At 69.6% G+C, this 23645-nt stretch carries 30 protein-coding genes; 19 read left to right on the forward strand and 11 right to left on the reverse strand.

Annotation, left to right across the window (positions count from 1 at the left end; genetic code table 11):
• Window positions 1-91 precede the first annotated feature (91 nt).
• From dapC to K2F47_RS02685, 6 genes are all read left to right on the forward strand, one after another.
• A complete protein-coding gene (dapC, locus tag K2F47_RS02660; protein WP_242901036.1) occupies window positions 92-1177 on the forward strand; it encodes a succinyldiaminopimelate transaminase in 1086 nt (361 codons plus the stop codon).
• 163 nt (window positions 1178-1340) lie between these two features.
• Entirely contained in the window at window positions 1341-1952 is a 612-nt protein-coding gene (locus tag K2F47_RS02665) for a DUF4178 domain-containing protein (protein ID WP_242901037.1), read from the forward strand.
• The gene (locus K2F47_RS02670; protein WP_242901038.1) at window positions 1952-2482 is read left to right on the forward strand and encodes a DUF2617 family protein; all 531 of its coding nucleotides are present in this window, start codon (window positions 1952-1954) and stop codon (window positions 2480-2482) included. The genes K2F47_RS02665 and K2F47_RS02670 overlap by 1 nt, the downstream gene beginning before the upstream one ends.
• Window positions 2479-2925, forward strand: a complete 447-nt coding sequence (locus tag K2F47_RS02675) for a DUF4247 domain-containing protein (protein WP_242901039.1) — start codon at window positions 2479-2481, stop codon at window positions 2923-2925. Before K2F47_RS02670 ends, K2F47_RS02675 begins: the two co-directional genes overlap by 4 nt.
• A gap of 100 nt (window positions 2926-3025) precedes the next feature.
• Window positions 3026-3451, forward strand: coding sequence for a DUF350 domain-containing protein (locus K2F47_RS02680; protein WP_242901040.1), 426 nt, complete (start codon window positions 3026-3028; stop codon window positions 3449-3451).
• Complete coding sequence (locus K2F47_RS02685; RefSeq protein ID WP_443611969.1) at window positions 3448-5019, forward strand: polyamine aminopropyltransferase; 1572 nt, start codon at window positions 3448-3450, stop codon at window positions 5017-5019. The genes K2F47_RS02680 and K2F47_RS02685 overlap by 4 nt, the downstream gene beginning before the upstream one ends.
• 3 nt (window positions 5020-5022) lie before the next feature.
• Here K2F47_RS02685 and K2F47_RS02690 read toward each other — a convergent pair whose 3' ends face one another.
• Window positions 5023-5727, reverse strand: a complete 705-nt coding sequence (locus K2F47_RS02690) for a MerR family transcriptional regulator (protein ID WP_242901042.1) — start codon at window positions 5725-5727, stop codon at window positions 5023-5025.
• 78 nt (window positions 5728-5805) lie between these two features.
• On the opposite strand from K2F47_RS02690, the gene K2F47_RS02695 reads away from it, so the two are divergent.
• Complete coding sequence (locus K2F47_RS02695; protein WP_242901043.1) at window positions 5806-6948, forward strand: acyl-CoA dehydrogenase family protein; 1143 nt, start codon at window positions 5806-5808, stop codon at window positions 6946-6948.
• Here the strand turns inward: K2F47_RS02695 and K2F47_RS02700 are convergent.
• From K2F47_RS02700 to K2F47_RS02720, 5 genes are all read right to left on the reverse strand, one after another.
• Window positions 6937-7401 carry a hypothetical protein gene (locus tag K2F47_RS02700; protein WP_242901044.1) on the reverse strand — a complete coding sequence of 155 codons (465 nt, stop codon included), beginning with the start codon at window positions 7399-7401 and terminating at the stop codon, window positions 6937-6939. The two genes, K2F47_RS02695 and K2F47_RS02700, sit on opposite strands and share 12 nt — an antisense overlap.
• A 243-nt stretch (window positions 7402-7644) precedes the next feature.
• Complete coding sequence (locus K2F47_RS02705) at window positions 7645-7998, reverse strand: glyoxalase superfamily protein (RefSeq protein ID WP_242901045.1); 354 nt, start codon at window positions 7996-7998, stop codon at window positions 7645-7647.
• 111 nt (window positions 7999-8109) lie between these two features.
• On the reverse strand, window positions 8110-8442 hold the full coding sequence (locus K2F47_RS02710; protein ID WP_242901046.1) for a hypothetical protein: 333 nt from the start codon (window positions 8440-8442) through the stop codon (window positions 8110-8112).
• Window positions 8435-8992, reverse strand: a complete 558-nt coding sequence (locus K2F47_RS02715; protein ID WP_242901047.1) for a DUF6232 family protein — start codon at window positions 8990-8992, stop codon at window positions 8435-8437. Before K2F47_RS02715 ends, K2F47_RS02710 begins: the two co-directional genes overlap by 8 nt.
• A 385-nt stretch (window positions 8993-9377) precedes the next feature.
• Entirely contained in the window at window positions 9378-9593 is a 216-nt protein-coding gene (locus K2F47_RS02720; protein WP_242901048.1) for a hypothetical protein, read from the reverse strand.
• Window positions 9594-9775: 182 nt separating this feature from the next.
• Here K2F47_RS02720 and K2F47_RS02725 point away from each other — a divergent pair, with 182 nt between their 5' ends.
• From K2F47_RS02725 to K2F47_RS02745, 5 genes are all read left to right on the forward strand, one after another.
• Entirely contained in the window at window positions 9776-10540 is a 765-nt protein-coding gene (locus K2F47_RS02725) for a helix-turn-helix domain-containing protein (RefSeq protein ID WP_242901049.1), read from the forward strand.
• A gap of 68 nt (window positions 10541-10608) precedes the next feature.
• On the forward strand, window positions 10609-10800 hold the full coding sequence (locus K2F47_RS02730) for a DUF397 domain-containing protein (protein ID WP_372490831.1): 192 nt from the start codon (window positions 10609-10611) through the stop codon (window positions 10798-10800).
• A 367-nt stretch (window positions 10801-11167) separates the two neighbouring features.
• Complete coding sequence (locus K2F47_RS02735; RefSeq protein ID WP_242901050.1) at window positions 11168-11362, forward strand: hypothetical protein; 195 nt, start codon at window positions 11168-11170, stop codon at window positions 11360-11362.
• The gene (locus K2F47_RS02740; RefSeq protein WP_242901051.1) at window positions 11359-11955 is read left to right on the forward strand and encodes a DUF6879 family protein; all 597 of its coding nucleotides are present in this window, start codon (window positions 11359-11361) and stop codon (window positions 11953-11955) included. The genes K2F47_RS02735 and K2F47_RS02740 overlap by 4 nt, the downstream gene beginning before the upstream one ends.
• 28 nt (window positions 11956-11983) lie before the next feature.
• The gene (locus K2F47_RS02745; protein ID WP_242901052.1) at window positions 11984-12814 is read left to right on the forward strand and encodes a phytanoyl-CoA dioxygenase family protein; all 831 of its coding nucleotides are present in this window, start codon (window positions 11984-11986) and stop codon (window positions 12812-12814) included.
• 3 nt (window positions 12815-12817) lie between these two features.
• Here the strand turns inward: K2F47_RS02745 and K2F47_RS02750 are convergent, their stop codons facing one another.
• On the reverse strand, window positions 12818-14047 hold the full coding sequence (locus K2F47_RS02750; protein WP_242901053.1) for a tetratricopeptide repeat protein: 1230 nt from the start codon (window positions 14045-14047) through the stop codon (window positions 12818-12820).
• 181 nt (window positions 14048-14228) lie between these two features.
• On the opposite strand from K2F47_RS02750, the gene K2F47_RS02755 reads away from it, so the two are divergent.
• The 3 genes from K2F47_RS02755 (at window position 14229) to K2F47_RS02765 (ending at window position 16336) form a co-directional block, all read left to right on the forward strand.
• Complete coding sequence (locus K2F47_RS02755) at window positions 14229-14990, forward strand: helix-turn-helix domain-containing protein (RefSeq protein WP_242901054.1); 762 nt, start codon at window positions 14229-14231, stop codon at window positions 14988-14990.
• Window positions 14987-15247, forward strand: a complete 261-nt coding sequence (locus K2F47_RS02760; RefSeq protein WP_242901055.1) for a DUF397 domain-containing protein — start codon at window positions 14987-14989, stop codon at window positions 15245-15247. Before K2F47_RS02755 ends, K2F47_RS02760 begins: the two co-directional genes overlap by 4 nt.
• A gap of 138 nt (window positions 15248-15385) precedes the next feature.
• Window positions 15386-16336, forward strand: coding sequence for an epimerase (locus tag K2F47_RS02765; protein WP_308198356.1), 951 nt, complete (start codon window positions 15386-15388; stop codon window positions 16334-16336).
• Here the strand turns inward: K2F47_RS02765 and sigJ are convergent.
• A complete protein-coding gene (sigJ, locus tag K2F47_RS02770; RefSeq protein ID WP_242901057.1) occupies window positions 16316-17188 on the reverse strand; it encodes an RNA polymerase sigma factor SigJ in 873 nt (290 codons plus the stop codon). The two genes, K2F47_RS02765 and sigJ, sit on opposite strands and share 21 nt — an antisense overlap.
• Window positions 17189-17351: 163 nt before the next feature.
• Between sigJ and K2F47_RS02775 the strand changes: the two genes are divergently transcribed.
• Window positions 17352-17960, forward strand: coding sequence for a hemerythrin domain-containing protein (locus K2F47_RS02775; protein ID WP_242901058.1), 609 nt, complete (start codon window positions 17352-17354; stop codon window positions 17958-17960).
• Between the two features lie 14 nt (window positions 17961-17974).
• On the forward strand, window positions 17975-19438 hold the full coding sequence (locus K2F47_RS02780; RefSeq protein ID WP_242901059.1) for an MFS transporter: 1464 nt from the start codon (window positions 17975-17977) through the stop codon (window positions 19436-19438).
• 24 nt (window positions 19439-19462) lie between these two features.
• Here the strand turns inward: K2F47_RS02780 and K2F47_RS02785 are convergent, their stop codons facing one another.
• Window positions 19463-20356, reverse strand: coding sequence for a hypothetical protein (locus K2F47_RS02785; protein ID WP_242901060.1), 894 nt, complete (start codon window positions 20354-20356; stop codon window positions 19463-19465).
• A 44-nt stretch (window positions 20357-20400) separates the two neighbouring features.
• On the opposite strand from K2F47_RS02785, the gene K2F47_RS02790 reads away from it, so the two are divergent.
• Entirely contained in the window at window positions 20401-21237 is an 837-nt protein-coding gene (locus tag K2F47_RS02790; RefSeq protein WP_242901061.1) for a 2,3,4,5-tetrahydropyridine-2,6-dicarboxylate N-succinyltransferase, read from the forward strand.
• Window positions 21238-21245: 8 nt separating this feature from the next.
• Here K2F47_RS02790 and dapE read toward each other — a convergent pair whose 3' ends face one another.
• Window positions 21246-22304 carry a succinyl-diaminopimelate desuccinylase gene (dapE, locus tag K2F47_RS02795; RefSeq protein WP_242901062.1) on the reverse strand — a complete coding sequence of 353 codons (1059 nt, stop codon included), beginning with the start codon at window positions 22302-22304 and terminating at the stop codon, window positions 21246-21248.
• Between the two features lie 29 nt (window positions 22305-22333).
• Here dapE and K2F47_RS02800 point away from each other — a divergent pair, with 29 nt between their 5' ends.
• Window positions 22334-23011 (forward strand): 4'-phosphopantetheinyl transferase family protein, encoded by a 678-nt coding sequence (locus tag K2F47_RS02800; RefSeq protein WP_242902543.1) that lies wholly within the window; start codon window positions 22334-22336, stop codon window positions 23009-23011.
• A 1-nt stretch (window position 23012) separates the two neighbouring features.
• Here K2F47_RS02800 and K2F47_RS02805 read toward each other — a convergent pair whose 3' ends face one another.
• Window positions 23013-23618: a TetR/AcrR family transcriptional regulator gene (locus tag K2F47_RS02805; protein ID WP_242901063.1), complete on the reverse strand. Its 606-nt coding sequence runs from the start codon at window positions 23616-23618 to the stop codon at window positions 23013-23015.
• Window positions 23619-23645: the final 27 nt, after the last annotated feature.

Consider the following 23645-nt stretch of genomic DNA (forward strand, 5'->3'; position numbering starts at 1 on the left):
GTTGTGCAGTAAGCCGGTTGTGCAAGGTCGGGCCGTGGCCGTCCCCGAGGGTGGCGCCACGGCCCGCGGTTTCCCTGAGGAGAGTGGATTCGTGTTCACGCTGCCGGACTTCCCGTGGGATCGGCTGGAGCCGTACAAGCGGCGGGCCGCCGAGCACCCGGGCGGCATCGTCGACCTCTCGGTGGGGACGCCCGTCGACCCGACGCCCGAGCCGGTCCGGGAGGCCCTGCGCGCGGCCGCCGACGCACCCGGCTACCCCGCCACCTACGGGACGCCCCGGCTGCGCGAGGCGGCCGCCGGCTGGCTGCGCCGCCGCGCGGGCGTGTCCGGAGCCGACCCCGCCGCGGTGCTCCCGGTGATCGGCACGAAGGAGCTGGTGGCGTGGCTGCCGACGCTCCTCGGCGCGGGGCCCGACGACCACGTCGTGTTCCCCGAGCTCGCCTACCCGACCTATGACGTGGGCGCCCGGCTCGCCGGGGCGCGGCCGGTGCGCACCGACGGCCTGCTGTCGCTCGGCCCGGTCAACCCGAAGATCGTCTGGGTGAACTCGCCGTCCAACCCGACCGGGAAGGTGCTGCCCGCCGAGCACCTGCGCAAGGTCGTGGCGTGGGCGCGCGGGCGCGGCGCCGTCGTCGTCAGCGACGAGTGCTACCTGGAATTCGGCTGGGACGAGGCGAACCCGCCCGTCTCCGTCCTGCACCCGGACGTGTCCGAGGGCTCCCACGAGGGCCTGCTGGCGATCAACTCGCTGTCCAAGCGGTCGAACATGGCGGGCTACCGCGCCGGGTTCCTCACCGGCGACCCGGCGCTGGTGCAGCGGCTGCTGGAGGTCCGCAAGCACGCCGGGATGATCGTCCCGGCGCCGGTGCAGGCGGCGATGGCGGTGGCCTTCGACGACGACGTCCACGTGGACGAGCAGCGGGCCCGCTACGCGCGCCGCCGCGCCGCGCTGCGCGACGCGTTCGAGGGGCACGGGTTCCGCGTCGACCACTCCGAGGCGTCCCTGTACCTGTGGCTCACGCGGGACGAGCCGTGCTGGGAGACCGTCGGCCACCTGGCCTCCCTCGGCGTCCTCGCCGCACCCGGCGAGTTCTACGGCCCCGCCGGTGCCCGGCACGTCCGGGTCGCCTTCACCGCCACCGACGAGCGCGTCGCCGCCGCCGTCGAGCGCCTCTGACCCGGTTCTGACTCGCGACATTTCGGGTCATCCCGTACGGAACGGACGGTGTGCCCGGGGCGTCTGAGAGCGGTATGGGCTTGACGGGTGACTATCGGTATGATCCCGCAGGTCCGTGCCGTGAGGCAGGCGAGGCGATCTGAGGCGAGAGCCGGAGGTGTCCGTGGGTGGAACCGCGATAGGGATTCTGCTGGCGCTGATCCTGGTCGCCCTGATCGCGCTGATCGTGGTGCTGCTGCTGCGCCGCCGCGCGCCCGCACCGCCCCCCGCGCCCGCGCCGCGCGACCCGTTCGCCGCCGAGGACCTGCCCGCCGGCGACCCGCGGACGCTGAAGGCCGGCGACATGGTCGAGTACCTCGGCACCCGCTACTTCGTGCGCGGCTCGCTGCGGCTCCGCGAGGGCGGCTTCACCTGGAGCGAGCACCTCCTGGACGCCGACACCCGCGAGGGCGGCAAGGTGTGGATCTCCGTCGAGGAGGACCCCGACCTCGAAGTGGTCTGGTGGACCGAGCACGACCCGGCGGGCCTGTCCCCGGGCGAGCGGACGCTCGTCGTCGACGGCGTCGAGTACCGCCGCGACGAGCACGGCACCGCCGACTACACCAGCGAGGGGACGACCGGCGTCGGCGTCCGGGGCCGCGTCGAGTACGTCGACTACGAGGGCCCGCGCGGCCGCTACCTGTCGTTCGAGCAGTACGGCGGCGGGCAGTGGGAGGCGGGGCTCGGCGAGCGCGTCCCGACCGGCGCTCTCACGATCTACCCCGGTAGCGGCTGATGCTCGCCACGCTCGACACCCCCTTCGCCGACTCGCGCGCCGACGCGCTGTCGTTCGCGCTCGGGCTGCCGCCGCTGGACGCCCTCGCCGTCCTGCCGGTGCGGCGCGCGGGCCTGACCGTGCACCTGCGCCTGCTCGGCGCGTCCCACCAGGTCATCGCCGGGCCGCTGAGCGAGACAGTCGCGTGCCTGCCGCACGGCGCCGAGCCGCTGCCGGGACGCGCCGCCACGACGCTCCCCAGCTGGGATTATGAGTTCACCGCCACGACGTCCGCGCACGGCGGCGCCCCGGAGTTCGGACGTGCCGTCGAGGCGGTGTGCGCCCGGCTGCTGGGCCGCGACGACGCGCTGACCGGGGCGTTCCCCGGCTCCCGGCACGCCGTCACGGCCCTGGCGCTGGACGCGGACGGTGAGCACGGCGAGGACGGCGAGGACGCCGAAGAGACCGGGATCGGCTGGCGCACCTGGCACGCCTACCCCCAGACGCGGGAGATCGTGATGACGCGGAGCCGGCTGGTGAGGCGGCGGTGAGCCGGAAGTACTGGGTGATCGGCGGGATCTCCGCCGCGGTGATCGCCGCGATCGTGCTGGTGGCCACGCTGCGGCACGGCGGCGGCTCCCCGCAGAAGTGGATCGCCAAGAAGTACCGGAAGACGGGCGTCGGCACCTACCACTCGCCGAAGCCGCCGCCGAGCGTCGCCGCGGAGATCAACAAGAAGCACAAGCCGATCGACCGGGTGAACGACCTCACGACGCTCGGCCCGCGGGGCGGGATCTTCTTGCGCTACCCGAAGCTCGTGGTGGGCGTCCTGCCCGACGGGACGGGCAGCCGCATCACCGTCGATACCCCCTCCAGCGGATACAGCCGCTACCACTCCCACGTCGGCGGCTACTGGGCGAGCCCCGGGACGAACGGCTGGACCAGCAGGGGAGTCGGATCGTTCCGCGGCGGCGGCCCGGGTTCGGGCAAGTGAGCGGCGTGGGGCAAGTGACCGGCGTGGGGCAACTGGGCGGCGTCAGGCGGACGAGCGGCGTCAGACAGAGGGGCAGGGCCGGGCAAGTGAGGAGCACCGAATGAACGACGTCCTGCACGAGGGCGGCGCCACGCTCGCCTACGGCGCGCTCGGCATCGCGTTGATGGCGCTCGGCTACCTCGTCGTCGAGGTGACGACGCCGGGGCGGCTCGGCCACCAGATCTGGACGGAGGGCAACCGCGGCGCCGCGCTGCTGCTCTCGGTCAAGCTGCTCGGCACCGGCGCGATCGTGACGACGGCGATCGTGACCAGCGACTCCGACCTGTCCGAGGGCCTGGTCGACACGGCCGTCTACGGGCTGCTCGGCATCGTGCTCATGATCGTCGCGTTCTACCTGCTCGACCTCATCACGCCCGGCAAGCTGGGCGCGACGCTCGTGGACGGCACGGCCGTGCACCCGGCGGGCTGGGTGGTCGCCGCCGCCGACCTCGCCGTCGCCGCGATCGTCGCCGGGGCGGTCTCCTGACCGCCCCCGACGTCGCGGAGGGAACGGGGCTGAGCGTGCCCGCGCGGGCGGCGCGGGCGCTCGTGCTGGCCGCCGTCTTCACCTGCGCGGCCTGCGGGCTGGTGTACGAGCTGGCGCTGGTCGCGCTCGGCAGCTACCTGGTCGGCAACTCGGTCACGCAGGCGTCGATCGTCCTGTCGGTGATGGTGTTCGCGATGGGCGTCGGGTCGCTGCTGGCCAAGCCGCTGCAAACCCGCCCGGTGGCGGCGTTCGCGATCATCGAGGGCGCGCTCGCGCTGGTCGGCGGCCTGTCGGTGCTGGCGCTGTACGCGGCGTTCGCGTGGCTCGACCTGTACGTCCCCGCGCTGGTCGTGGTCGCGTTCGCGGTCGGCGCGCTGATCGGCGCGGAGATCCCGCTGCTGATGACGCTGCTCCAGCGGATCCGGCGGCAGGACGCGGGCAGCGCCGTCGCCGACCTGTTCGCCGCCGACTACGTGGGCGCGCTCGTCGGCGGCCTCGCGTTCCCGTTCCTGCTGCTGCCGACGTTCGGGCACATCAAGGGCGCGCTGCTGGTCGGCGTGGTGAACGCGGTCGCCGGGATCGCCGTCGTGCTGTGGCTGTTCCGCGCCCAGCTCGGACGCGTCGCCCGCACCGCCCTCTGGGGCGGAATGGTCGCGGTGCTGGCCGCCCTGTCCGGGACGTATGCGCTGGCGGACGGATTTGAGGTGTCCGCCCGGCAGGCCCTCTACTCCGACCCGATCGCCCTCTCCGAACGGACTCCGTACCAGGAGATCGTCATCACCCGGAAGCTGACCGGCCCGTCCGACACACGTCTCTTTCTGAACGGTGACCTCCAGTTCTCCTCCGTGGACGAGTACCGGTACCACGAGTCGCTCGTCCACCCGCTGATGTCGGGGCCGCGCGGGCGCGTGCTCATCCTCGGCGGCGGCGACGGCCTCGCGCTGCGCGAGGTGCTGCGCTACCGGGACGTCCGCACCGCGACGCTGGTCGAGCTGGACCCGGAGATGATCCGGTTGGCGCGCACCTACGGCCCGATCTCGTCCCTCAACCGCCATTCTCTGGACGACCCGCGCGCGCGAATCGTCAACGCCGACGCGTTCTCCTGGCTGCGCAGCCTGGGCGAGCAGTTCGACTCCGTCATCGTCGACATGCCCGACCCCGACGACGTCTCCACCGCGAAGCTGTACTCGGTCGAGTTCTACGGCCTGGTGAAAAGGGCGCTCGCACCGGGCGGCCGCATCGTCGTCCAATCAGGCTCCCCGTATTTCGCGCCGAAGTCCTTCTGGAGCATCCAGAAGTCGATCGCCGCCGCGGGCCTGGCCACGACCCCCTATCACGTGGACGTGCCGAGCTTCGGCGACTGGGGCTTCGTCCTCGCCGCGCCCACCGCGCAGCCGCCGACGCTAGCCCTGCCGCCGGATGTCCCCGACCTGCGCTTCCTCGACCCGGACGTCCTGCGCGCCGCGACCGTCTTCCCCAAGGACCGCCGCGCCCGCGACGTGGACGTCAACACCCTCGTCCACCCCCGCCTGGTCGAATACGAGTCGCAGGAGTGGAAGAACTCCTGAGCCTCACCGGTCGGCGGAACGGCGAATCGCCTTGTCCACCGACCGCTGGAAAGACGTCACCAGCGACTGGATCAGAAGCGGCTTGAGCCGCCCCGCGAGTTCCATCAGCCTTTCGCGCTCCTCAGCCGCACGCCCGCTCTCCCTATAGGGCCGGACGACGGTCTTCTGGAACACTTCCTGCAACTCTGCCGCCAAAGCCTCCGTATGCCGTTCGACGGCCTCATGAGACGCGGCGAGCGTGTCCAGGGGCAACGGCAGAGCCGCCATCTCGACCCCGACCCCGAGCAGCGCGGGACTGATCACCCGCACCCTGCTTTCGCCGGGAGCGCGCTCGACGACGCCGAGAGCCTCCAACCGTGTGAGCGCGTCGTCGTTGAGATGCCGCCCCGCCCGCCGGTCCAGCTCGTGCCGGTCGAGTTCCTCGGGACGCTCCGGCGCCCACGGCGACAGCAGCGCCCGCTGCAACGCGAGGTCCTCGGGCGACGCGTCCGGCGGGATCTTCTTCAGGTGCCGCTCGATCGCCGCGAGCGTCAGCCCGAGCGACTGGAGTTCCCGGACGAGCTCCAGCCGCGCGAGGTGGTCGGCGCCGTACAGGCCCGTGCGTCCGCGCAGCCTGGGCGGGGGGAGCAGGCCGCGTCCCGCGTAGAAGCGCACGGTGCGGACGGTGACCCCGGCGCGCGCGGCCAGCTCGTCGACGGTCAGCTCCATCCCGCCTCCCCTCCATATGACAGTGCCAGTGTTACATTAAATTCGTATCAGGACGCGCTTACCGAGGGAGCCGACCGGATGGCACGGGAGATCTTCACCGAGGAGCACGAGGCGTTCCGCGCGATGGTCCGCGCCTTCCTCGCCAAGGAGGTGACGCCGCACCACGCCCAGTGGGAGAAGGACGGCGTCGTCTCCCGCGACGTGTGGCTCGCCGCCGGGCGCCAGGGCCTCCTCGGTATCGAGATGCCCGAGGAGCACGGGGGCGGCGGCAACACCGACTACCGCTTCTACGTCGTCCTCAACGAGGAACTGGCGAAGGCCGGGGCGCATGGCCCCGGATTCTCCGTCCACAACGACGTCAACGGCGGCTACCTGCGCCGCCTCTGCACCCCCGAGCAGCAGGCGCGCTGGCTGCCCGGCTACTGCTCCGGCGAGATCATCACCGGTATCGCGATGACCGAGCCCGCCGCCGGATCCGACCTCCAGGGCATCAGGACCACCGCGACCAGGGACGGCGACGACTACGTCCTCAACGGCTCCAAGACGTTCATCTCCAACGGTGTCCTGGCCGACCTGATCATCGTCGCGGCGAAGACCGACCCGTCCGCCGGGGCGAAGGGCGTGAGCCTCCTGGTGGTGGAACGCGGCATGGACGGCTTCCAACGCGGCCGCAATCTCGAAAAGATCGGCCTGCACGCCCAGGACACCGCCGAACTCTTCTTCGACAACGTCCGCGTACCCGGCTCGAACCTCCTGGGCGAAGAGGGCAAGGGCTTCGTCTACCTGATGCAGAACCTCGTCCGCGAACGCCTGGCCATCGGCGTGAGCGCGCAGGCCGCCGCCGAGGAGATATTCGAGCAGACCCTCGACTACTGCAAGACCCGCGAGGCGTTCGGCCGCCCGATCGGCAGGTTCCAGCACAACCGCTTCACCCTCGCGGAGATGAAGACCGAACTCGCCGTCACCCGCGCCTTCACCGACCAGTGCATCGCCAAAGAAGGCAGAGGCGAGCTCGAAGCCGACGAGGCCGCCATGCTCAAATACTGGAACACCGAACTCTGCAAGACAGTCGTCGACCGCTGCCTGCAACTCCACGGCGGCTACGGCTACATGACCGAATACCCCGTGGCCAGGGCCTACCAGGACGTCCGCATCCAGACCATCTACGGCGGCACCACCGAGATCATGAAAGAGATCATCGGCCGCGGCCTAGGACTGTGACACCGTCGGGGCAGGTGTGGCGGTGAGCGGCTGGCTTCCCTTGCAGTCCTTGGCCTGCTGGAACGCCTGTCGGAGAGCGGCGTCACGAGCCACAAGCGACGGCAGGTCGGCCCCCCTCGGCACAGCCCTTTCGAGATATCCGGCCACTTCCTGGGGGAGATAGGCCGTGAGCAGATCGGACGGCGAAGCGCTCTTCGCCTCCCTCTCAGCCCGGCGGGTCTTGCCGAGCGCGTCCTTCAACGCCGTGACATAAGCCGCCACGACCTGGTCCCCGCCATTGACAGGCGCCCGACCAAGCCTCTCGAACTTGGCCACGCTGTCCTCGATGTCCTTACGCGCCACACCGATCATCTGCGCGATCTGCTGCGCCGTCGGCTTGCGCGGGACGAGGCTGAGCGCCGCGACCCGCATCGCGCTCGTCTGCGTCCTGAGATCGAAATCCAGGGCGCACACCTTTCCACCCACGTGACCATCGCCGCACTCGGCGCCGCCGCACTGCTCCGAACAGGCGCACTGCCCTTACCGGCCGTGCCCCCGCCATCATCCGAGGAGCACCCGACAACCAGCACGACCGACGCCGCGGCGCCACACACCATTCGTCCGACCGATGCCATGCCGCCTCCCTCACCGGCCTCCTGGGCGGCTCAGCGTAGGCAGGGGACCGGCGAGAGGGGTCCCGGAACCGGCGACGGAAGATCAGCCGCGGGGCGGAAGCTCCTGGACGTTCCACCCGTTGCCGTCGGGGTCCTTGAAGAAGACGAAACGGCCCCAGGGGAACTCGTGGACGTCGCTGACCTCGACTCCCCGTCCCGCCAGCTCCGCCCGCGCGGCGTCGGCATCGGCGACGACGAGCTGAAGGCCCTGGACGGAGCCCGGCGCCATGCCGTCCTCCAGCCCCGTGCCGATCGCGATCGAGCACGCCGACCCGGGCGGCGTGAGCTGCACGAACCGGATCTGCTCGTTCACCTGGTGGTCGTGATCGGCCTTGAACCCGACCTTCTCGACGTAGAACGCCTTCGCGCGATCCACATCGGAAACGGGCACCGTCACCAACTCAAGCCTGAAATCCATACGTCCCCCCTGCTCAGCGCGTGATGACCCTCGCCCGAGTCTCCCACCGCCGACCACCCCACCGCCCATCGCCCCCGCTCGGGGCCGGGGTCAGGACCCGAGCTGGCGCAGGACGTCGACCACCACACCCGCGATCGTGCCGCCGGTCGCCGTGACCGCCACCGGCTCGCCTCCCCGCCGGACGAACTCCGCCAGCCAGGCGAACCTGCTCCGCTGGCGCGCGACCTCGGCGCGCAGGCGCGGCATGTCGGTCGGGTCACCGCTCGCGTCCACGAGCCCCGCGTCCCGCAGCAGCGTGATCAGTTCGGCCAGGTCCCGGGCCGCGTCGTTGCGCGCGTGCTCGGAATAGACAATCTTGCCCTGCTTGTCGCCCGCCCCCGACTGGTTGATCTGGTCTCCGCCGACAAAGTTGAAGTCACCCATTAAGCACCTTTCCCCACTTGTTACCCCCGCCCGACTGGTTGATCTGGTCTCCACCGACCATGTTCAGGTGGCCGATATTCCATGACAGGACGTGCGCGGGCGGATTCTCGATCGAGTTCACGATGAACCGGTGCAGTTCGACGACCGGTTCGCGGCGCCTGCCGGAGATGATGGCGATCGGAACCCCCGTCGTCTCCAGCACCAGCGCCCACCGCGTCCGCCTCATGGCGATGCGGATCGCCTGGTAGAGGAACCGGAGGGCGAGCACGGCCCCGGCCAGGCCGAGGAAGAGCACCCATCGCTCCCTAGAACCGGACGCCGTGGATTCGGACGCCGCAGAGTTCGTCCACACCGCCGCCGCGACCACCGCGGCGACAGCCAGGATCATCTTCCAGAGGACGGCTGAAAGAGGCCCATATCCGAGATCCGGCTTCCAGTCCAGAACCTGGACCCGCGCGACATTCCTCAGTTGGTAGACCTGGTAATCGGGACCTATGGACAGGGTGTGCCGGTGGACCTCGATGACTTTGGGGTCGGGCTTCTTCGCCATAGGACGCCCCCGTCCGCTGAAGGACTGATGCCGGTGGCAGCGTAACCACCCCCGGCCTCAGGCGGCCCCGTGCTTTCCCGGAAAGCCGACCGATGGCCGGATCCGGAAACCACTCCGAAGATCTGTAATGGTCATCATTTCAAAGGCGCGGTGATCCTCAACCCGTCGGATCCGCTCCGTGGACCGCCGCACGATTGGGAACTCCGTCCGCCAAGTGTTCGATGGTATGAACGACGAGAGCTAATGGCGTGCCGCTCTTCCACGGGACGCAGGGGCGTCACCCGATGCCGTCCGACATAGCCGATGTCAGGGCCGATCACTCCGACGACCAGCGTGAACAACAGGGCCGCCACGAGCGTGACGCCGGTGATGACGCAGAAGAGGATCACAAACCCTCCTCGATCCTGCGCTGGTCGGCAAGGGCCTCCTCGAACTCCTCGCAGGTGCATTTCATGATCGTGGTGTGCAGGCCGTAGAACAGCTCCCGCTGTGTCAGCGGACGGCCGAGCCGCGTCGCCATGAAGCAGTCCATCGCCGGAATCCGGCGAATGTGCCACGTGGGGTACTCCAACTGGAGGCGCAGGTCTTCTTGATCGTCCATGGACGGGATTCCCTGTGAGGTCGGTGTCCGGCATTTCGCGGACGAGCCTCCCAGCGTCTGGTTACCCTGAGCTACGAACCGCTCACCCCCCACCGAGCACCCGAGCAGACGGCCCGACACCCGGGAGACACCCGATGCCACCCCCACGCGACACCAACCCCTCCGCCTACCAGGAAGTGTTCGTGAACGAGTTGCGGGCCCGGCGTGACATAGCGGGCCTGTCTCGCAACAAGGTCGCGGCGGCGCTTGGGTGCACTCCGCAGTGGCTGGCCAAGGTGGAGACGTTCGAGAAGGCCCCGTCCGAGGGCCTCGCCGACGACCTCGACACCTACTTCCAGACAGGCGGTATGTTCCGCCGCCTGTGGGAGAAGCACCAGGAGGCCCGCAAGCACGGCCTGATCCCCAGCGGCTTCCGTCCACTGGCTGAGATGGAGCCTGAGGTCACGCAGTTCAGCATGTTCGCGCCACTCCTGGTCCCCGGTCTATTTCAGACGGAGGAGAACGCTCGGTTGGTCTTTCTGGCAGAGCAGCGTGCAGACAAGGCGGAGCAACTCCTGGCTGTTCGGATGGAGCGGCAGTCGCTTCTGGCGAAGGCTGATCCTCCTCTGGTGTTCCTTCTCATCCGGGAGGCAGTCATCAGAGATCTTCACCCGGAGATTCGGGAAGGCCAGTGCAAGCGTCTGCTCGACCTGGCCGCCGAACAGAATGTCTCAATTCAGGTGATTCCCTCGAAGGCCCGCGTGTTCCAAGGTAGCGGCTTTCAAGTACTTTCGTTCAACGACAGTGCGGATGTCGTGTACGTCGATGGTGCAGGGGGCAACGGACAAATGGTCACGGATCTCGCGGAGGTGCGAAGACTCACCATACTCTTCAATATGATCAGGTCCGCCGCGTTGGCGGCGGAAGAGTCCGGAGAGCTGATCCGTACGATCATGGAGAGCACGTGAGTACCTGGGTTCCGACATCCGTGCACTGGCGCAAGAGCTCCCGAAGCGACTCCTCGGGAGGCGACTGCGTGGAGGTAGCCGAGTGGCGCAAGAGCAGCAGGAGCGGTTCGGAGGGGGGCAACTGCGTCGAGGTGGCCACGGACGAGGCCGTCATCGCCCTGCGGGACTCAAAGGACCCGCAGGGGCCCAGGCTGGAGCTCCGGCGGCGGGCCTTCGGGGTGCTGCTGGGTGAGATTCGCGCCGGGCGGTACGACCGGTAGGCAAGGCTCAGGGACGGACGAGGGCCCCACGGCGGGACACGGCCGTGGGGCTCGCCTTACCTCGTGTAGATCGCGTCGCCGGTGCCACGGCACGATGTGCGGGTCGCGGAGAGCGGGACGGGTTTGCTGGCCTCGCTGCGAGACCTCGACGACCCGCAGTGGCTTGAGCGACCGGCGCGCACGTACAGCGGCCAGGGTGCCGCATGGGTGTCGTGTGAGAGGTGGGATGATCTGGTAGATCCTCATTATGGATGCGTGAAATCTGATTTGAGGTCGGCTCGCTTGGTGTTTTCCCAGGGGATTGACTCGCTGAATTATGCGGGATATAAAGCCTAGGAAAGCAACCACGAGGCGAGAGGCTCGTATCATGGCACTCAAGTTGATCGGTGGGTCTGGTTGCGGCAACGGCCCGTGTCCCGCGGTGTATGAGACAGAGAACAAGACGATTGTCGTGCAGGGCTTCGTCGTCGACTCGGACAAGGTGGGTCTTTCTCTGCCGCCTGGTGAGAGCGCAGTGGAGATTCCTCGTTACATACTGGAGCGGGCGCTCGCGGCCGAGTGATCGGAGAGGTTGGCCTACACTCGTTCGTCCAGCTCAGGAGATCTCCCATTATTCTGAACGCGGAGCAGGTCGGGCGGTTCTTTCAGGAATTCAAGTCGTCGGCGACCTGCATTGAGACCCTCGCCGTCTACTCCCTCCAAGAAGAACTCGCAAACTTTGACCTGTATCTTTCTGGCTCTCCGCTGCCGCCCGAGCGGAACGAGGAGTGGGCGCGCAACGTCCGTGACAGCGTCGCCGGCGGCAAGTACATAGGGCGCGTGCATATCATCGAGCACACGCTCACGCCGTATCTCCAGTTCGAGATCGACTGGTATTATGCGGTCAACCGTGCGGCCGGTGAGGACATTCGTTTCATCTTCCGCGAGGACGTTCCGGACGTCGTCTACACCGATACGTGGCTGTTCGACGACGAGCTCGTCGTCGACTTCAGTTATGACGACGCGGGAAAGCTGCTGTACGTCAATCAGAACGACCACCCGGAGCGGTTGGAGCAGGCGAGGACGGCCTGGCGGGAGTTCTCTGACCGGTCGTTCCCGCTCGCCGAACTCCTGTCCATGATCCGCGGTAGCGACCTGGAGGTGCCGCGCCGCTGACCGGCGCCTCATAGCTGGAGGTGAGTGAATGCGCGCGGACGGGACGCGCCTCAGCACCGAGTTTGTGATCAACGACCAGGGGGCCGGCTACCCCCGCCGCACGGTCGAGACTTCGGCGAGCCAGGAAGAGCTCGACACCCTCGTCCGATCGGGTTACCTGGTCCTCAGGGGCCTGCTGGACGGCGCGATCTCGGACGTCCTCGCGCAGGCCGTGCTTCGGCTGGCGGAGGCCGAGGCCGACCGTCCCGAGGCCGAGAGCCTGCCGGGCGACAGCATCTACCTGCGGGCGCTGCTCGACAAGGACGCGGTTTTCCACCCGCTGCTCCGGCTCGAACCGCCGCTGTCGATCGCGCGGACGCTACTCGGCCCGCAGGTGTGGGTCGATCTGGAGGCCCGGCTCAACCACGCGGGCCGTCCGGGCGTCGCGGTGCCGTGGCATGCGCACCTGCCGGTGATTCCCGATCCCCTTCCAGTTCTCTTCAGCTACCCGCACCAGATTCACTGCCTCGTCTATCTGGACCGGATAACAGAGAAGGAAGGGGCTCTCTGTCTCCTTCCGGGCTCGCATCTAGGGCGTGATCCGCGGTTTCCGCTCGGTGACCAGAACGACCGTCCAGACCAGGTCGAGTTGTTCTTCGAGCCGGGCGACGCGGTGCTCATCCACGCCAATCTCTGGCACCGGACGGTCCCGTCCAGCGCCGACGCCGGATATCGGCGGCTGCTGCTTCTCGGCTACGTCCCGTCCTGGGTGCGGTCGGATATCAGCCGTGGAGTGGTCGCGGAGCGGCCCCTGAAGGCGGAACTCGCGCGGGACGCGGACGCCGAGACCAGGGAGCTTCTCGGCGAGTTCGAGTGGTGACCTTCACCTCTCGCTGAGGGCGGTCCGCAGCGCCACGGATCTGGGGTCGTCGTAGTCGTCGAGTATTGCGGCCGCTGTACGCCGGTGCCGGATTGCCTCGTCCCGGTTGTCGGTGGCCTGAAGCGCGTCGGCGAGGTAGGTAAGGCTCCGAGCGTGCTTCCATCGATCGTCCGCCTGGCGGTGCACGGCGGCGGCGCGGCGGTGGAAGTCGGCGGCTTCAGCGGCCCGGGCGAGTGCGCTGTAGGCGCGTCCGGTGACGTCCAGGGCCATGGCCTCGCGGCTCGGTTCGCCCTCCTGGCGGAAGATCACGGCGGCGTGCCGGGTGGTGACGAGCGCCTCTTCGGGCCTGCCGTCCGCCAGCTCGGCCTTGCCGAGATACAGCAGCGCCGTGCCCTCCCACAGCGGGGTCTCCATCTCCTGGACGATCGCCACCGCCTCCGCTGCCGTCGCGACGGCCCTCGCCGTCTCGCCGTGCCTGCGCTCCAAGAGGCTGAACGCGGTGAGGACGGTGGATTCGTAGAGCCGGTCGTCCAACTCGCGGAAAGTGGCGAGCGAGTCGGTGAGAAGGTCGCGCGCGTCGTCGGGGCGTCCGAGCTGGAGAAGGGTGTAGCCGAGGCTGAACTGGATGGTGGCCGTCCAGTACGGGTCGTCGAGGTCGCGGACGGTCGAAAATGCCTCCTCCAGGTCGGCGCGTGCCCGCTCCAGCCGGTGCGCGAACAGGTTGACCCAGCCGAGCCCGTTCAGTGCCTTGACGGTGCTGAGCCGGTCATTGAGTTCGCGGTGAATCGCGATCGCCGCGCGCAGATGCTCATCGGCCTCGTCGAGCCGCGACGTCATCCGGCAGAGTCGGCCGAGACTTTCACGCAGAGCGGCCACAGCTTCACGCTGGCCGAGGGTTCGCGCCACTTCCAGCCCCGCCAGTGACGTGACCTGCCAATCCTGAAAATGGTTGTAGCTCGCATAGAGCCGTTCCAGGACGAGCGCGAGCCGCCAGGCGAGTTCCGGGTGCTCGCTCGCAACGGCGGCCCGAACCGCGCCGACGAGGTTCGCCTTCTCCTCGGCATACCACTGCGCGGCCTGCGCACGGTCGGCGAAACGGAAGGGCGGGACGCCTGGCGAGCGTTCGAGGGTGAGCAGAAGCGTCGTGTCATGAGCGAGGGAAAGGACGCATTGGTAGGCGCAGTGCAGGTACCAGGTGCATATCCGTTCGACCGCGTCCAGTTGATCTTCCATGAGACGAGACCCCTTCGATGCCGGAGTTCGGGATTTCGTGGACGAGTCTCGCAAGATGTGATTACCCTGAGCTACGAACCGCTCACACCCATCGAGCACCCGAGCAGGCGGCCCGACACCCGGGAGACACCCGATGCCACCCCCACGCGACACCAACCCCTCTACCTACCAGGAAGTGTTCGTGACCGAGTTGCGAGCCCGACGTGACATGGCGGGCCTGTCTCGCAACAAGGTCGCGGCGGCGCTCGGGTGCACTCCGCAGTGGCTCGCCAAGGTGGAGACGTTCGAGAAGGCCCCGTCCGAGGGTCTCGCCGACGACCTCGACACCTATTTCCAGACGGGCGGCCTGTTCCGCCGCCTGTGGGAGAAGCACGTGGAGGCCCGCAAGCACGGTCTGATTCCCAGCGGCTTCCGGCCCTTGATCGAAGCCGAGAAAGAGGCGGCAGAAGTCAGCATCTATGAACCCGTGCTCGTCCCTGGCCTGTTCCAGACTGAGGAGTGCGCGCGGCTCGTGTTCAGCACAGGCCTGCGCGCGGATAAGATCGACGAGCTGGTAGCGATTCGGATGGAGCGGCAGTCGATACTGGCCGACCCGAAGTTCCTCGTGTTCCTGTTGATCGGGGAAGCCGTCATACGCGACATCTTGCCGGTGGTTCGTTCCGAGCAGTGCAAGAAATTCTTGGATCTAGCACAGCAACCTAACATCTGCCTCCAAGTGATCCCCGCAGGTGCGCCCGTCTTCCATCCGACTGGATTTCAGATCCTTGGCTTCGAGGGGGCGCCGGATGTCGCATACGTGGAGGGCACGGGTGGGAACGGTCAGATGCTCGGCGATGTGGCGGCTGTCCGGAACCTTGCCGTACTGTTCAGCGTGATCAGAGGCCAGGCCTTGTCGGTGACGGAATCGACCGCACTGATACGGAGCATCATGGAGGACACGTGAATCCCCTCGAACTGTCGTCCGTAAGCTGGCGCAAGAGCTCTCGCAGTGACTCAGAAGGAGGCAACTGCGTTGAACTTGCCGCTTGGCAGAAGAGTGCTCGAAGTGACGCCTCGGGTGGAGATTGCGTCGAGGTGGCCATGGGGGCCGTCATCGCCCTGCGGGACTCGAAGGATCCGGACGGGCCTCGGCTGGAGCTCGGGCGTCGGGCCTTCGGGGTGTTGATAGGGGAGATCCGCGCCGGACGGTACGACCGGTAGGCGGAGTCAGGAGAGGGTCGGAGCCTCAAGGTCTTGGTGAACGGGGGGTAGGCCGCCTTGGCGCTGAATTTTTGAACGTGTTCAAAGGTTCGGTTAGGCTTCTTGGTGGATGCCGGGAGGTGGGCTGTGAAGGTTGTGGTGCCTGGGGGGACTGGGCAGGTGGGCTCGATTTTGAAGCGGGGGCTTGGGGCTGCTGGGCATGAGGTCGTGGTGCTTACGCGGCGTCCTGTGCGTGAGGGTGAGGTGCGGTGGGACGGGGAGACGTTGGGCGGGTGGGCCCGGGAGGTCGACGGGGCCGATGTCGTCGTGAATCTGGCTGGGCGGAGCGTGAGCTGCCGTTATTCGCCAATCACCCTGCAAGAGATGATGGATTCGCGGGTCCGGTCCACGCGGGTGGTGGGGGAGGCGATCGCGGCGGCGGTGCGGCCTCCCCGGGTCTGGTTGCAGATGAGCACCGCCACCATCTACGCCCACCGCTTCGACGCCCCCAACGACGAGGGGACCGGCGTGATCGGGGGTGGGGAGCCCGGCGTCCCGCGGTACTGGGGCTACAGCGTCGAGATCGCGAAGGCGTGGGAGCGGGAGCAGGAGCTGGCCGACACGCCGTCCACCCGCAAGGTCGCGCTGCGCTCGGCCATGGTGATGAGCCCCGATCGCGGCGGTGTCTTCGACGTCCTGCTGTGGCTCGCGCGGCTCGGGCTCGGTGGGCCGGTCGCGGGTGGGAAGCAGTACGTGTCGTGGATTCATGATCGTGATTTCGTCCGCGCCGTCGAGTTTTTGATCGGGCGGGACGATCTTGAGGGGCCGGTGAACCTCGCCGCTCCCGGGCCGCTGCCGCAGCGCGCGTTCATGCGCGCGCTGCGGGGCGCGTGGGGCGTCCCGCTGGGCCTTCCCGCGACGAGGGGCATGGCGGAGATCGGGGCGCTGGCGCTGCGTTCGGACACGGAGTTGCTGCTGAAGAGCCGCCGCGTCGTCCCGGGCCGTCTGGTCGAGGCGGGTTTTGCCTTCGAGCACCCCCGGTGGCCGGAGGCGGCGGACGACCTCGTGCGGCGCGTGCGGGCCCGCCGGTCACGGGTCCACGCGGGTTAGTTTCTCGGGGTTGGCGACCGCGTAGATGCCGGCGATCTTGTCGCCTTCGGGGCTCAGGTCGAGGACCATGACGGCGAAGGGGGCGTCGTGCTCGAAGAGGACGGCGGACGGGTCGCCGTTGACGGTGCGGTAGCGGATCTCCAGGTCGCCGGGGGCCTTGACGGAGGTGCCGGTGATGATGCGGGCGACGCGTTCGCGGCCGGTCATCGGGCGTAGGGCGGCGGACTTGGCCTTGCCGCCGCCGTCGGTCCACAGGGTGACGTCGGGGGCGAGGAGCTTGAGGAGGGCCTCCATGTCGCCGCCGAGGGCGGCGTGCAGGAACTGCTCGGTGACGCGGCGCTGGACGCCGGGGTCGGCCTGGTAGCGGGGGCGGCGGGCGTGGACGTGTTCGCGGGCGCGGTGGGCGAGCTGGCGGATCGCGGACGGGCTGCGGTCGAGGATGCCCGCGATCTCGGTGTGGGCGTAGCCGAAGACCTCGTGCAGGACGAAGACGGCGCGCTCCAGGGGGGTCAGGGTCTCCAGGACGACCAGCAGGGCCATCGAGACGGCCTCGGTGCGCTCGGCGGTCTCCTCGGCGCCCGGCTCGGCGACGAGGGGTTCGGGGAGCCAGGGGCCGACGTAGGTCTCGCGGCGGCGGCTGATGGCCGACTGGCGGGCGAGGGCGGTGTTGACGGCGATCCGGACGAGGTAGGCGCGCGGGTTCTCGACCTCGGGGCGGTCGCGGGCCGTCCATGCGAGCCAGGCGTCCTGGAGGACGTCCTCGGTGTCGGCGACGCTGCCGAGCAGGTTGTAGACGACCGAGAACAGCAGTTCGCGGTGGTCGGCGAACACCTCTGTCGCGGTGGCTTCCATGGGCGTCGACCTCCTGTGCGTTGTCCCCCTTCTGAGGGGCCGGGGGCCCGGGAGTGTGACATGGGACGGGGTTGTGTGACCTGAAACTCATTCTGCGGGGCGCTGTCACATGTGCGGCGTCCGGACCCTCATAGGTGCGAAACGGCACGACGAGGGGGTCTGAATGAGCGATATCGACGTCACGTTCATGTACGCCGTCCACGACGCGTTCCAGCGCGATCTCGAACGGCTCGCCGCGATGGCCGAGGGCGGGGACGCCTCCAGCCCGGCGGTCAGGGCCGGGTGGGAGCGGTTCAAGACGTTCCTGCACGTCCATCACACGGCGGAGGACACGCATCTGTGGCCCGTCCTGCGGGCGAAGGGGGCGGATCGGGGCGTACTAACCCGGATGGAGGACGAGCACGCCGGTCTCGACACGCTGCTCGACGCCGTCGGCGGCGCGGTCGCGGCCGGGTCGGCGGAACAGCTCGCCGATGCGGCGCGGCTGCTGGCCGACGAGCTCGGCGACCACTGCGAGCACGAGGAGCAGGACGCGCTGCCGCTGGTCAAGGAACTGCTCACGGTGCAGGAGTGGAAGGCGTTCGGCGCCGAGCAGCGCCACCAGATCGGGAGCGCCGCCATGTTCTTCCCCTGGCTGCTGGACGGCGCGGACCCGGGCATGCGCCGCAAGGTCTTCGGCGCCGTGCCGCCGCCCGTGCGCGTCCTGCACCGGTTCGTGTGGAGCCCCCGTTACCGCCGCGCGCCGCGCTGGCACGCGCCCGTAAGCGCCTGATCGGAGAATCACCAATGGCAGAACCGTCCTTCCTCGCGACCGGGCGCGGCAAGCTCACGCTGACGCTGCTGTGCGCGATCGCGTTCCTCGACTTCATCGACGCCTCGATCGTCAACGTGGCGCTGCCCGCGATTCGCAGCGACCTGGACTTCAGCGTCCAGGACCTGCAATGGGTGCCCTCGGGGTACCTGCTGACCTACGGCGGGTTCATGCTGCTCGGCGGGCGGCTCGCCGACCTGCTCGGACGCCGCAGGATCGTGCTCACCGGGACCGTGGTGTTCTCGCTGTCGTCGGTGTCCGGCGGGTTCGCGCAGGACCCGGGAATGCTGATCGGGTCGCGGCTCGCGCAGGGCGTCGGCGCCGCGCTGATGCTGCCCGGGACGCTGTCGATCCTCACGACGATGTTCAAGGAGGGCAAGGACCGCAACACGGCGCTCGGCGTGTGGGGCGGCGTCGCGGGCGGCGCGTCGGCGGCGGGCGTGCTGCTCGGCGGGCTGCTGACCGACGGGCCCGGCTGGCGCTGGGTGATGCTCGTCAACGTGCCCGTCTGCGTGGTGGTGGTCGCCGGGCTGCTCCTGCTCGTGGAGGGCGACCGGCGGACGGCGCGGCTCGCGAACTTCGACTTCCTCGGCACCGTCCTGGTGACGGGCGCGATGCTGCTGCTGGTGTTCACGCTGGTCAAGGCGCCCGATGTCGGGTGGGGCGAGACGCGCACCATCGGCGGGCTCGGTGGGACGGCGGTGATGCTGCTGGCGTTCCTGTTCAACGAGCACCGGGGCAGCAACCCGCTGCTGCCGCTGTCGATCTTCCGGATCCGGGGGCTCGGCGCCGCCGACGTCGCGATGCTGGTCGCCGTGGCGGGCATCGCGTCGATGTTCTTCTACCTCAGCCTCTACATGGAGAACGTGCTCGAGTACTCGCCGCTGAAGACCGGCTCGGCGTACCTGCCGCTGTGCGCGGGGGTGGCGGTCTCCGCCGGGGCGGCGTCGCAGCTGATCCCGAAGATCGGGTCCCGGGCGCTGATCATCGCAGGGATGCTGATCTCCGGCGCGGGCGTCTACCTGCTGTCGCGCATTCCGGTGGACGGGTCGTACGTCCAGGACCTGCTGCCCGGCCTGCTGATCGCCTCGATCGGACTCGGCCTGGTGTTCGTGGGGCTCACCACGGCCGCCAACGCCAACGTCCCGCCGGACCGGGCGGGCCTCGCCGCCGCGCTGATCAACGCCTCGCAGCAGATCGGCGGGGCGATCGGCCTGGCGATCTTCTCCGCGGTCGCCACCGGTCGGACGAACGACCTGCTCGCCGACCACCGCCCGCCCGCGGAGGCGCTGACCGGCGGCTTCTCCCGGGCGCTGCTGACCAGCAGCATCTTCCTGTTCGCCGCCGCGCTCGTCGGGCTGCGCGCCGCCAACTCGCGCGGCGAGGCGCAGGACGCCCCGGTCACCGCCGCCGTGCCCGAGGCGGTCCCCAGCAAGTGAGCGGACGCGGGGCGCCCCCGGCGATCACTGGATGATGACGTGGTCGGTGGGGGCGTCCTCGTCCTTCGTCCAGCCGTCGTGGCCCGCGTCCGACTTCCAGTGCTTGCCCCCGTACCGGACCTCGGCGAGGCCGTAGATCTGCGCGTGCGTCACGCTCCAAGCGGCGACGGCCCAGCCCGCGCGGGCGTTGGTCACGCGGACCGCGTCCCACGCGGGGGCCGTGCCCTTCGGGGCGTCCACCTGGAGGCGTCCGCCGAACGCGCGGCGCATCTCGCGGATCGCCTCCGCCCGGCGCGGCGAGGTCTTCTTGTCGGGCGGGTACCAGCAGCGCGCCGAGCCGGGCTCGCGGCCGGTGAACACGCGGGCGAGCAGCTTGCCGTCGGGCTCGTGCTGCGCGTAGGCGCGGCCGTCGGCGCTGCGCTGCACCCGCTGCGCGGAGTCGTGCAGGTCGCGGTCGAGGTAGTCCTTGACCTTCACGAGGGCGTCGAAGAACTTGCTCGTCGCCTGGACGGGGTCGCGGAGCTGCGCCGGCTTGCCCCAGCCCTGGGACGGGCGCTGCTGGAACATGCCGACCGAATCACGGTCTCCGCCCGGCAGGTTGCGGATATGCGACTCCTGGATCGCGGTCGCGTAGGCGATCACCGTGGCGCGCTCGGGGAGCTGCTTGCGGAAGGCCACGGCGGCGATCGTGGCGGCGTTGGCGGCCTGGTCGAGGTCCAGCGGCATCTTGCCCGCGGCGGCGCGCACCTCGCAGCCGGATCCGTGCAGGTAGGGCCGGGCGCGCTGGAAAACCGCGTAGCCGCCGACGACCACGGCGACCACGGCGATCGCGGAGATCACCGTCCACCGCCACGGGGGGCCGCCCCCGCGGGTCCGCCCCTCCGTGGGACGCGCCTTCAACCTCGCCCAAACTGCCACGCGACGACGGTACCGGGAGATGGGCGGCAGTAAGCTCAAGGGCCATGACCGAAACGTTCACCAGCCCGATCTCCGGCGTCATCGACGAGCTGTGGGAGCGGCGCGCCGACCTCTCGCCGGACGACGCCGACGCGCGCGCGGCCATCGTGGCCGCCGTCGACCAGATCGACCTCGGCGAGGCCCGCGTCGCCGTCGTCGACCCCGCGTCCGACGAGGTGATCGTCGACGAGCGGGCCAAGCGCGCGATCCTACTGAGCTTCAAAGTCCTCGGGATGGTGCGCTCCCAGGTCGGCGACTTCCGCTACCACGACCGCATCCCGCTCAAGAGCCGGCTGGACGGCGTCCGCGTCGTCCCGGGCGCGATCGCCCGCTGGGGCTCCTACCTGGCGCCCGGCGTGGTGCTGATGCCCTCGTTCACCAACATCGGCGCCTACGTCGACTCGGGCACGATGGTCGACACGTGGGCGACCGTCGGGTCGTGCGCGCAGATCGGCAGGAACGTGCACCTGTCCGGCGGCGTCGGCATCGGCGGCGTGCTGGAGCCGCCGAACGCCAAGCCCGTGATCATCGAGGACGAGGCGATGATCGGCAGCCGCTCGATGATCGTCGAGGGGGCCCGGGTCGGGCGCGGCGCGATGGTCGGCTCCGGCACGAACCTGTCGGCGTCCATGCCGGTCATCGACGTGGAGACGGGCGAGGAGATCAGCCGCGGCCGCATCCCCGACTGGTGCGTCGCGGTCGGCGGCACCCGCACCAAGGAGTTCGCGGGCGGGACGTTCGGGCTGCCCGCCGTCCTGATCCTCAAGCGGCTCGAAGAGGGCCAGCGGCACGACAAGTCGGCGCTGAACCAGATCCTGCGCGACCACGGAGTGAACGCCTGACGTTTGCCTCAGGCGGTCAGCCAGGCGCGCATACGGGTCTCGCAGTCGGTGATCAGGGGGAGCTCCACGTATTCGTCCTTGGTGTGGGCGAGGGTGGGCTCTCCCGGCCCGAAGTTGACCGCCGGGACGCCGAGCTCGGAGAAGCGCGCCACGTCCGTCCAGCCGAGCTTGGCGCGGACCTCCGCGCCGGTCGCCGCGACGAACGCCTCCGCCGCCGGGTGCGTCAGCCCCGGCCGCGCCGCCGCCGCGCCGTCGATGATCCGCACGTCGAAGCCGGTGAACAGCGCGCGCGTGGCCTCCTCGGCCTCCGCGAACGACTTGTCGGGCGCGAACCGGTAGTTGACGGTGACGACGCACTCGTCCGGGATGACGTTCCCGGCGACGCCGCCGCGCACGAACACCGCGTTCATGGCCTCGCGGTACTCCAGCCCGTCCACCACCGGACGGGACGGCTCGTACGCGCGCAGCACGTCCAGGATGCCGCCGGCGGTGTGGATCGCGTTCGAGCCCATCCAGGGGCGTGCGCTGTGCGCCCGCTCGCCCCGCGCGGTGACCTCGGCCCGCAGCGTCCCCTGGCAGCCGCCCTCGATCAGCCCGCCGGTCGGCTCCATCAGCACCGCGAAGTCGCCGTGCAGCAGTTCGGGACGCGTCGCTGAGAGTCGCGTGAGCCCGTTGCGCTCGGCCTCGATCTCCTCGCACTCGTAGAAGACGTAGGTGATGTCGCGGGTCGGCGCGGTGAGCGCGGCGGCCAGCTTCAGCGCGACCGCGACGCCGCTCTTCATGTCGCTGGTCCCGCAGCCGTAGAGCCGGTCGCCCTCCACGCGAGAGGGCAGGTTCCCGTTCAGCGGGACGGTGTCCAGGTGACCTGCGAGAACGACCCGCTCGCCATGCCCGAGTCCCGTGCGTGCCACAACATTGTTACCGTCGCGCGTCACCGTGAGGTGGGGGAGCGCGCGCAGCGCGTCCTCGACGGCGTCGGCGAGCGCCTTCTCCGCGCCGCTCACCGATTCGATGTCGACGATCGCCGCCGTCAGGTCCGCCACGTCCGAGTACAAATCGAGGCCCATGCCAAAGTCCTATCATCGCCGTCGTGGACATGCTCGAATGCGCCGTGCACTGGGCGGCGCCCACCGACGAGCCGGTGATGCGCGACCTGCTGGACGCGGGGGAGCGCGAGCGGTACGACCGGTTCCGCCGTCCGGCCGACCGGGCCCGCTTCGTCACCGGGCGGTTCCTGGCGCGCACCGTCCTCGCCGAGGTCACCGGGCTCGCGGTGGGCGAGATCACCTTCAGCACCGACTGCCCGCACTGCGGCGCGTCCCACGGCAAGCCCCGTCTGCCCGGCCACGGCGTGGACTTCTCGCTGTCGCACTCCGGCGACCGCGTCGTCCTCGCGATCACCGAGGGCTCCGGCATCGGCGTGGACGTGGAGCAGGAGAGCGACCGCGACGTCGAGCGGCTCGCGGAGATGGTCCTGGCCGCCGCCGAGCGTGAGGCCCTCGCGGCGCTGCCGCCGGAACGGCGCCGGAGCGCCTTCCACGCCTACTGGAGCCGCAAGGAGGCGATCCTGAAGGCCACCGGCCACGGGCTCGCCGCCTCGATGAGCGCGATCCACCTCTCGCCCCCGGACGCCCCCGCCGAGGTCGTGGCCTGGGACGGCGACGCCGCAGTGTCGCCCGTGCGGCTCGCGGACCTGTCCGCCGGGCCCGGCTACGCGGCGTCGCTGGCCGCGCTGACCGGCCGCCCGCTCAAGATCACTGAAGTCGGGCTCTGAATCAGGCGCGCATGCCCTTGAGGATCACTTCGACGTAGATGTGGTGCTCGCCCGGCCCGGAGCGCGCGGTGGCCATGGCCAGACCGCACATCAGCGACTGGAACTGCGTGAACCCGACGTCCGCGCGTAGCGCGCCCGCCGCGTGCGCGCGGTCGATCAGTTCGCTGACGTTGGCGCGCAGCTCGTGGTGCACGTTGTCGGGCGAGTCCAGGACGTTGACCATGTCGCCGTACACCCTGCGCAGCCCCCGGTTGCGGACCATCACCTCGGAGCTGCTCCGGACGAACGCCGCGAGCGCCTCCCAGGGGTCCTCCAGCAGGAGCGCCTTGGCGGCGTTGACCGCGCCGTCCTCCATCCACTGGTAGGTCAGCTCGTCGATCAGCGCCTTCTTGGTCGGGAAGTGCCGGTAGATCGTGCCGATGCCGACACCGGCGCGGCGGGCGATGTCCTCCATCTGGGCGGCGTCGCCGTGCTCCTCGAAGACCGCGCGCGCGGCGTCCAGGACGCGGCGCCGGTTGCGGCGGGCGTCGGCGCGCATCGGGCGCCCGTCGGCGGGCCGCCCGTCAGGGGGGCGCTCGGCGGCGGGGCGCTCGTCGGTCGTGGACATCGCTCCCAGTCAACCACGAATTGACAA

The organism is Actinomadura terrae (genome assembly GCF_022751215.1).
GTDB lineage: Bacteria > Actinomycetota > Actinomycetes > Streptosporangiales > Streptosporangiaceae > Spirillospora > Spirillospora terrae.

What these genes read in the sequence shown, in the direction of transcription:
- K2F47_RS02790 (WP_242901061.1), top strand. Translation starts at nt 20,401, where the DNA reads ATGACCGAAACGTTCACCAGCCCGATCTCCGGCGTCATCGACGAGCTG.
- K2F47_RS02680 (WP_242901040.1), top strand. Translation starts at nt 3,026, where the DNA reads ATGAACGACGTCCTGCACGAGGGCGGCGCCACGCTCGCCTACGGCGCG.
- K2F47_RS02715 (WP_242901047.1), bottom strand. Translation starts at nt 8,992, where the DNA reads ATGGCGAAGAAGCCCGACCCCAAAGTCATCGAGGTCCACCGGCACACC.
- K2F47_RS02695 (WP_242901043.1), top strand. Translation starts at nt 5,806, where the DNA reads ATGGCACGGGAGATCTTCACCGAGGAGCACGAGGCGTTCCGCGCGATG.
- K2F47_RS02720 (WP_242901048.1), bottom strand. Translation starts at nt 9,593, where the DNA reads ATGGACGATCAAGAAGACCTGCGCCTCCAGTTGGAGTACCCCACGTGG.
- K2F47_RS02800 (WP_242902543.1), top strand. Translation starts at nt 22,334, where the DNA reads ATGCTCGAATGCGCCGTGCACTGGGCGGCGCCCACCGACGAGCCGGTG.
- K2F47_RS02805 (WP_242901063.1), bottom strand. Translation starts at nt 23,618, where the DNA reads ATGTCCACGACCGACGAGCGCCCCGCCGCCGAGCGCCCCCCTGACGGG.
- K2F47_RS02690 (WP_242901042.1), bottom strand. Translation starts at nt 5,727, where the DNA reads ATGGAGCTGACCGTCGACGAGCTGGCCGCGCGCGCCGGGGTCACCGTC.
- K2F47_RS02780 (WP_242901059.1), top strand. Translation starts at nt 17,975, where the DNA reads ATGGCAGAACCGTCCTTCCTCGCGACCGGGCGCGGCAAGCTCACGCTG.
- K2F47_RS02745 (WP_242901052.1), top strand. Translation starts at nt 11,984, where the DNA reads ATGCGCGCGGACGGGACGCGCCTCAGCACCGAGTTTGTGATCAACGAC.
- sigJ (WP_242901057.1), bottom strand. Translation starts at nt 17,188, where the DNA reads ATGGAAGCCACCGCGACAGAGGTGTTCGCCGACCACCGCGAACTGCTG.
- K2F47_RS02750 (WP_242901053.1), bottom strand. Translation starts at nt 14,047, where the DNA reads ATGGAAGATCAACTGGACGCGGTCGAACGGATATGCACCTGGTACCTG.
- K2F47_RS02775 (WP_242901058.1), top strand. Translation starts at nt 17,352, where the DNA reads ATGAGCGATATCGACGTCACGTTCATGTACGCCGTCCACGACGCGTTC.
- K2F47_RS02710 (WP_242901046.1), bottom strand. Translation starts at nt 8,442, where the DNA reads ATGGGTGACTTCAACTTTGTCGGCGGAGACCAGATCAACCAGTCGGGG.
- K2F47_RS02670 (WP_242901038.1), top strand. Translation starts at nt 1,952, where the DNA reads ATGCTCGCCACGCTCGACACCCCCTTCGCCGACTCGCGCGCCGACGCG.
- dapE (WP_242901062.1), bottom strand. Translation starts at nt 22,304, where the DNA reads ATGGGCCTCGATTTGTACTCGGACGTGGCGGACCTGACGGCGGCGATC.
- K2F47_RS02735 (WP_242901050.1), top strand. Translation starts at nt 11,168, where the DNA reads ATGGCACTCAAGTTGATCGGTGGGTCTGGTTGCGGCAACGGCCCGTGT.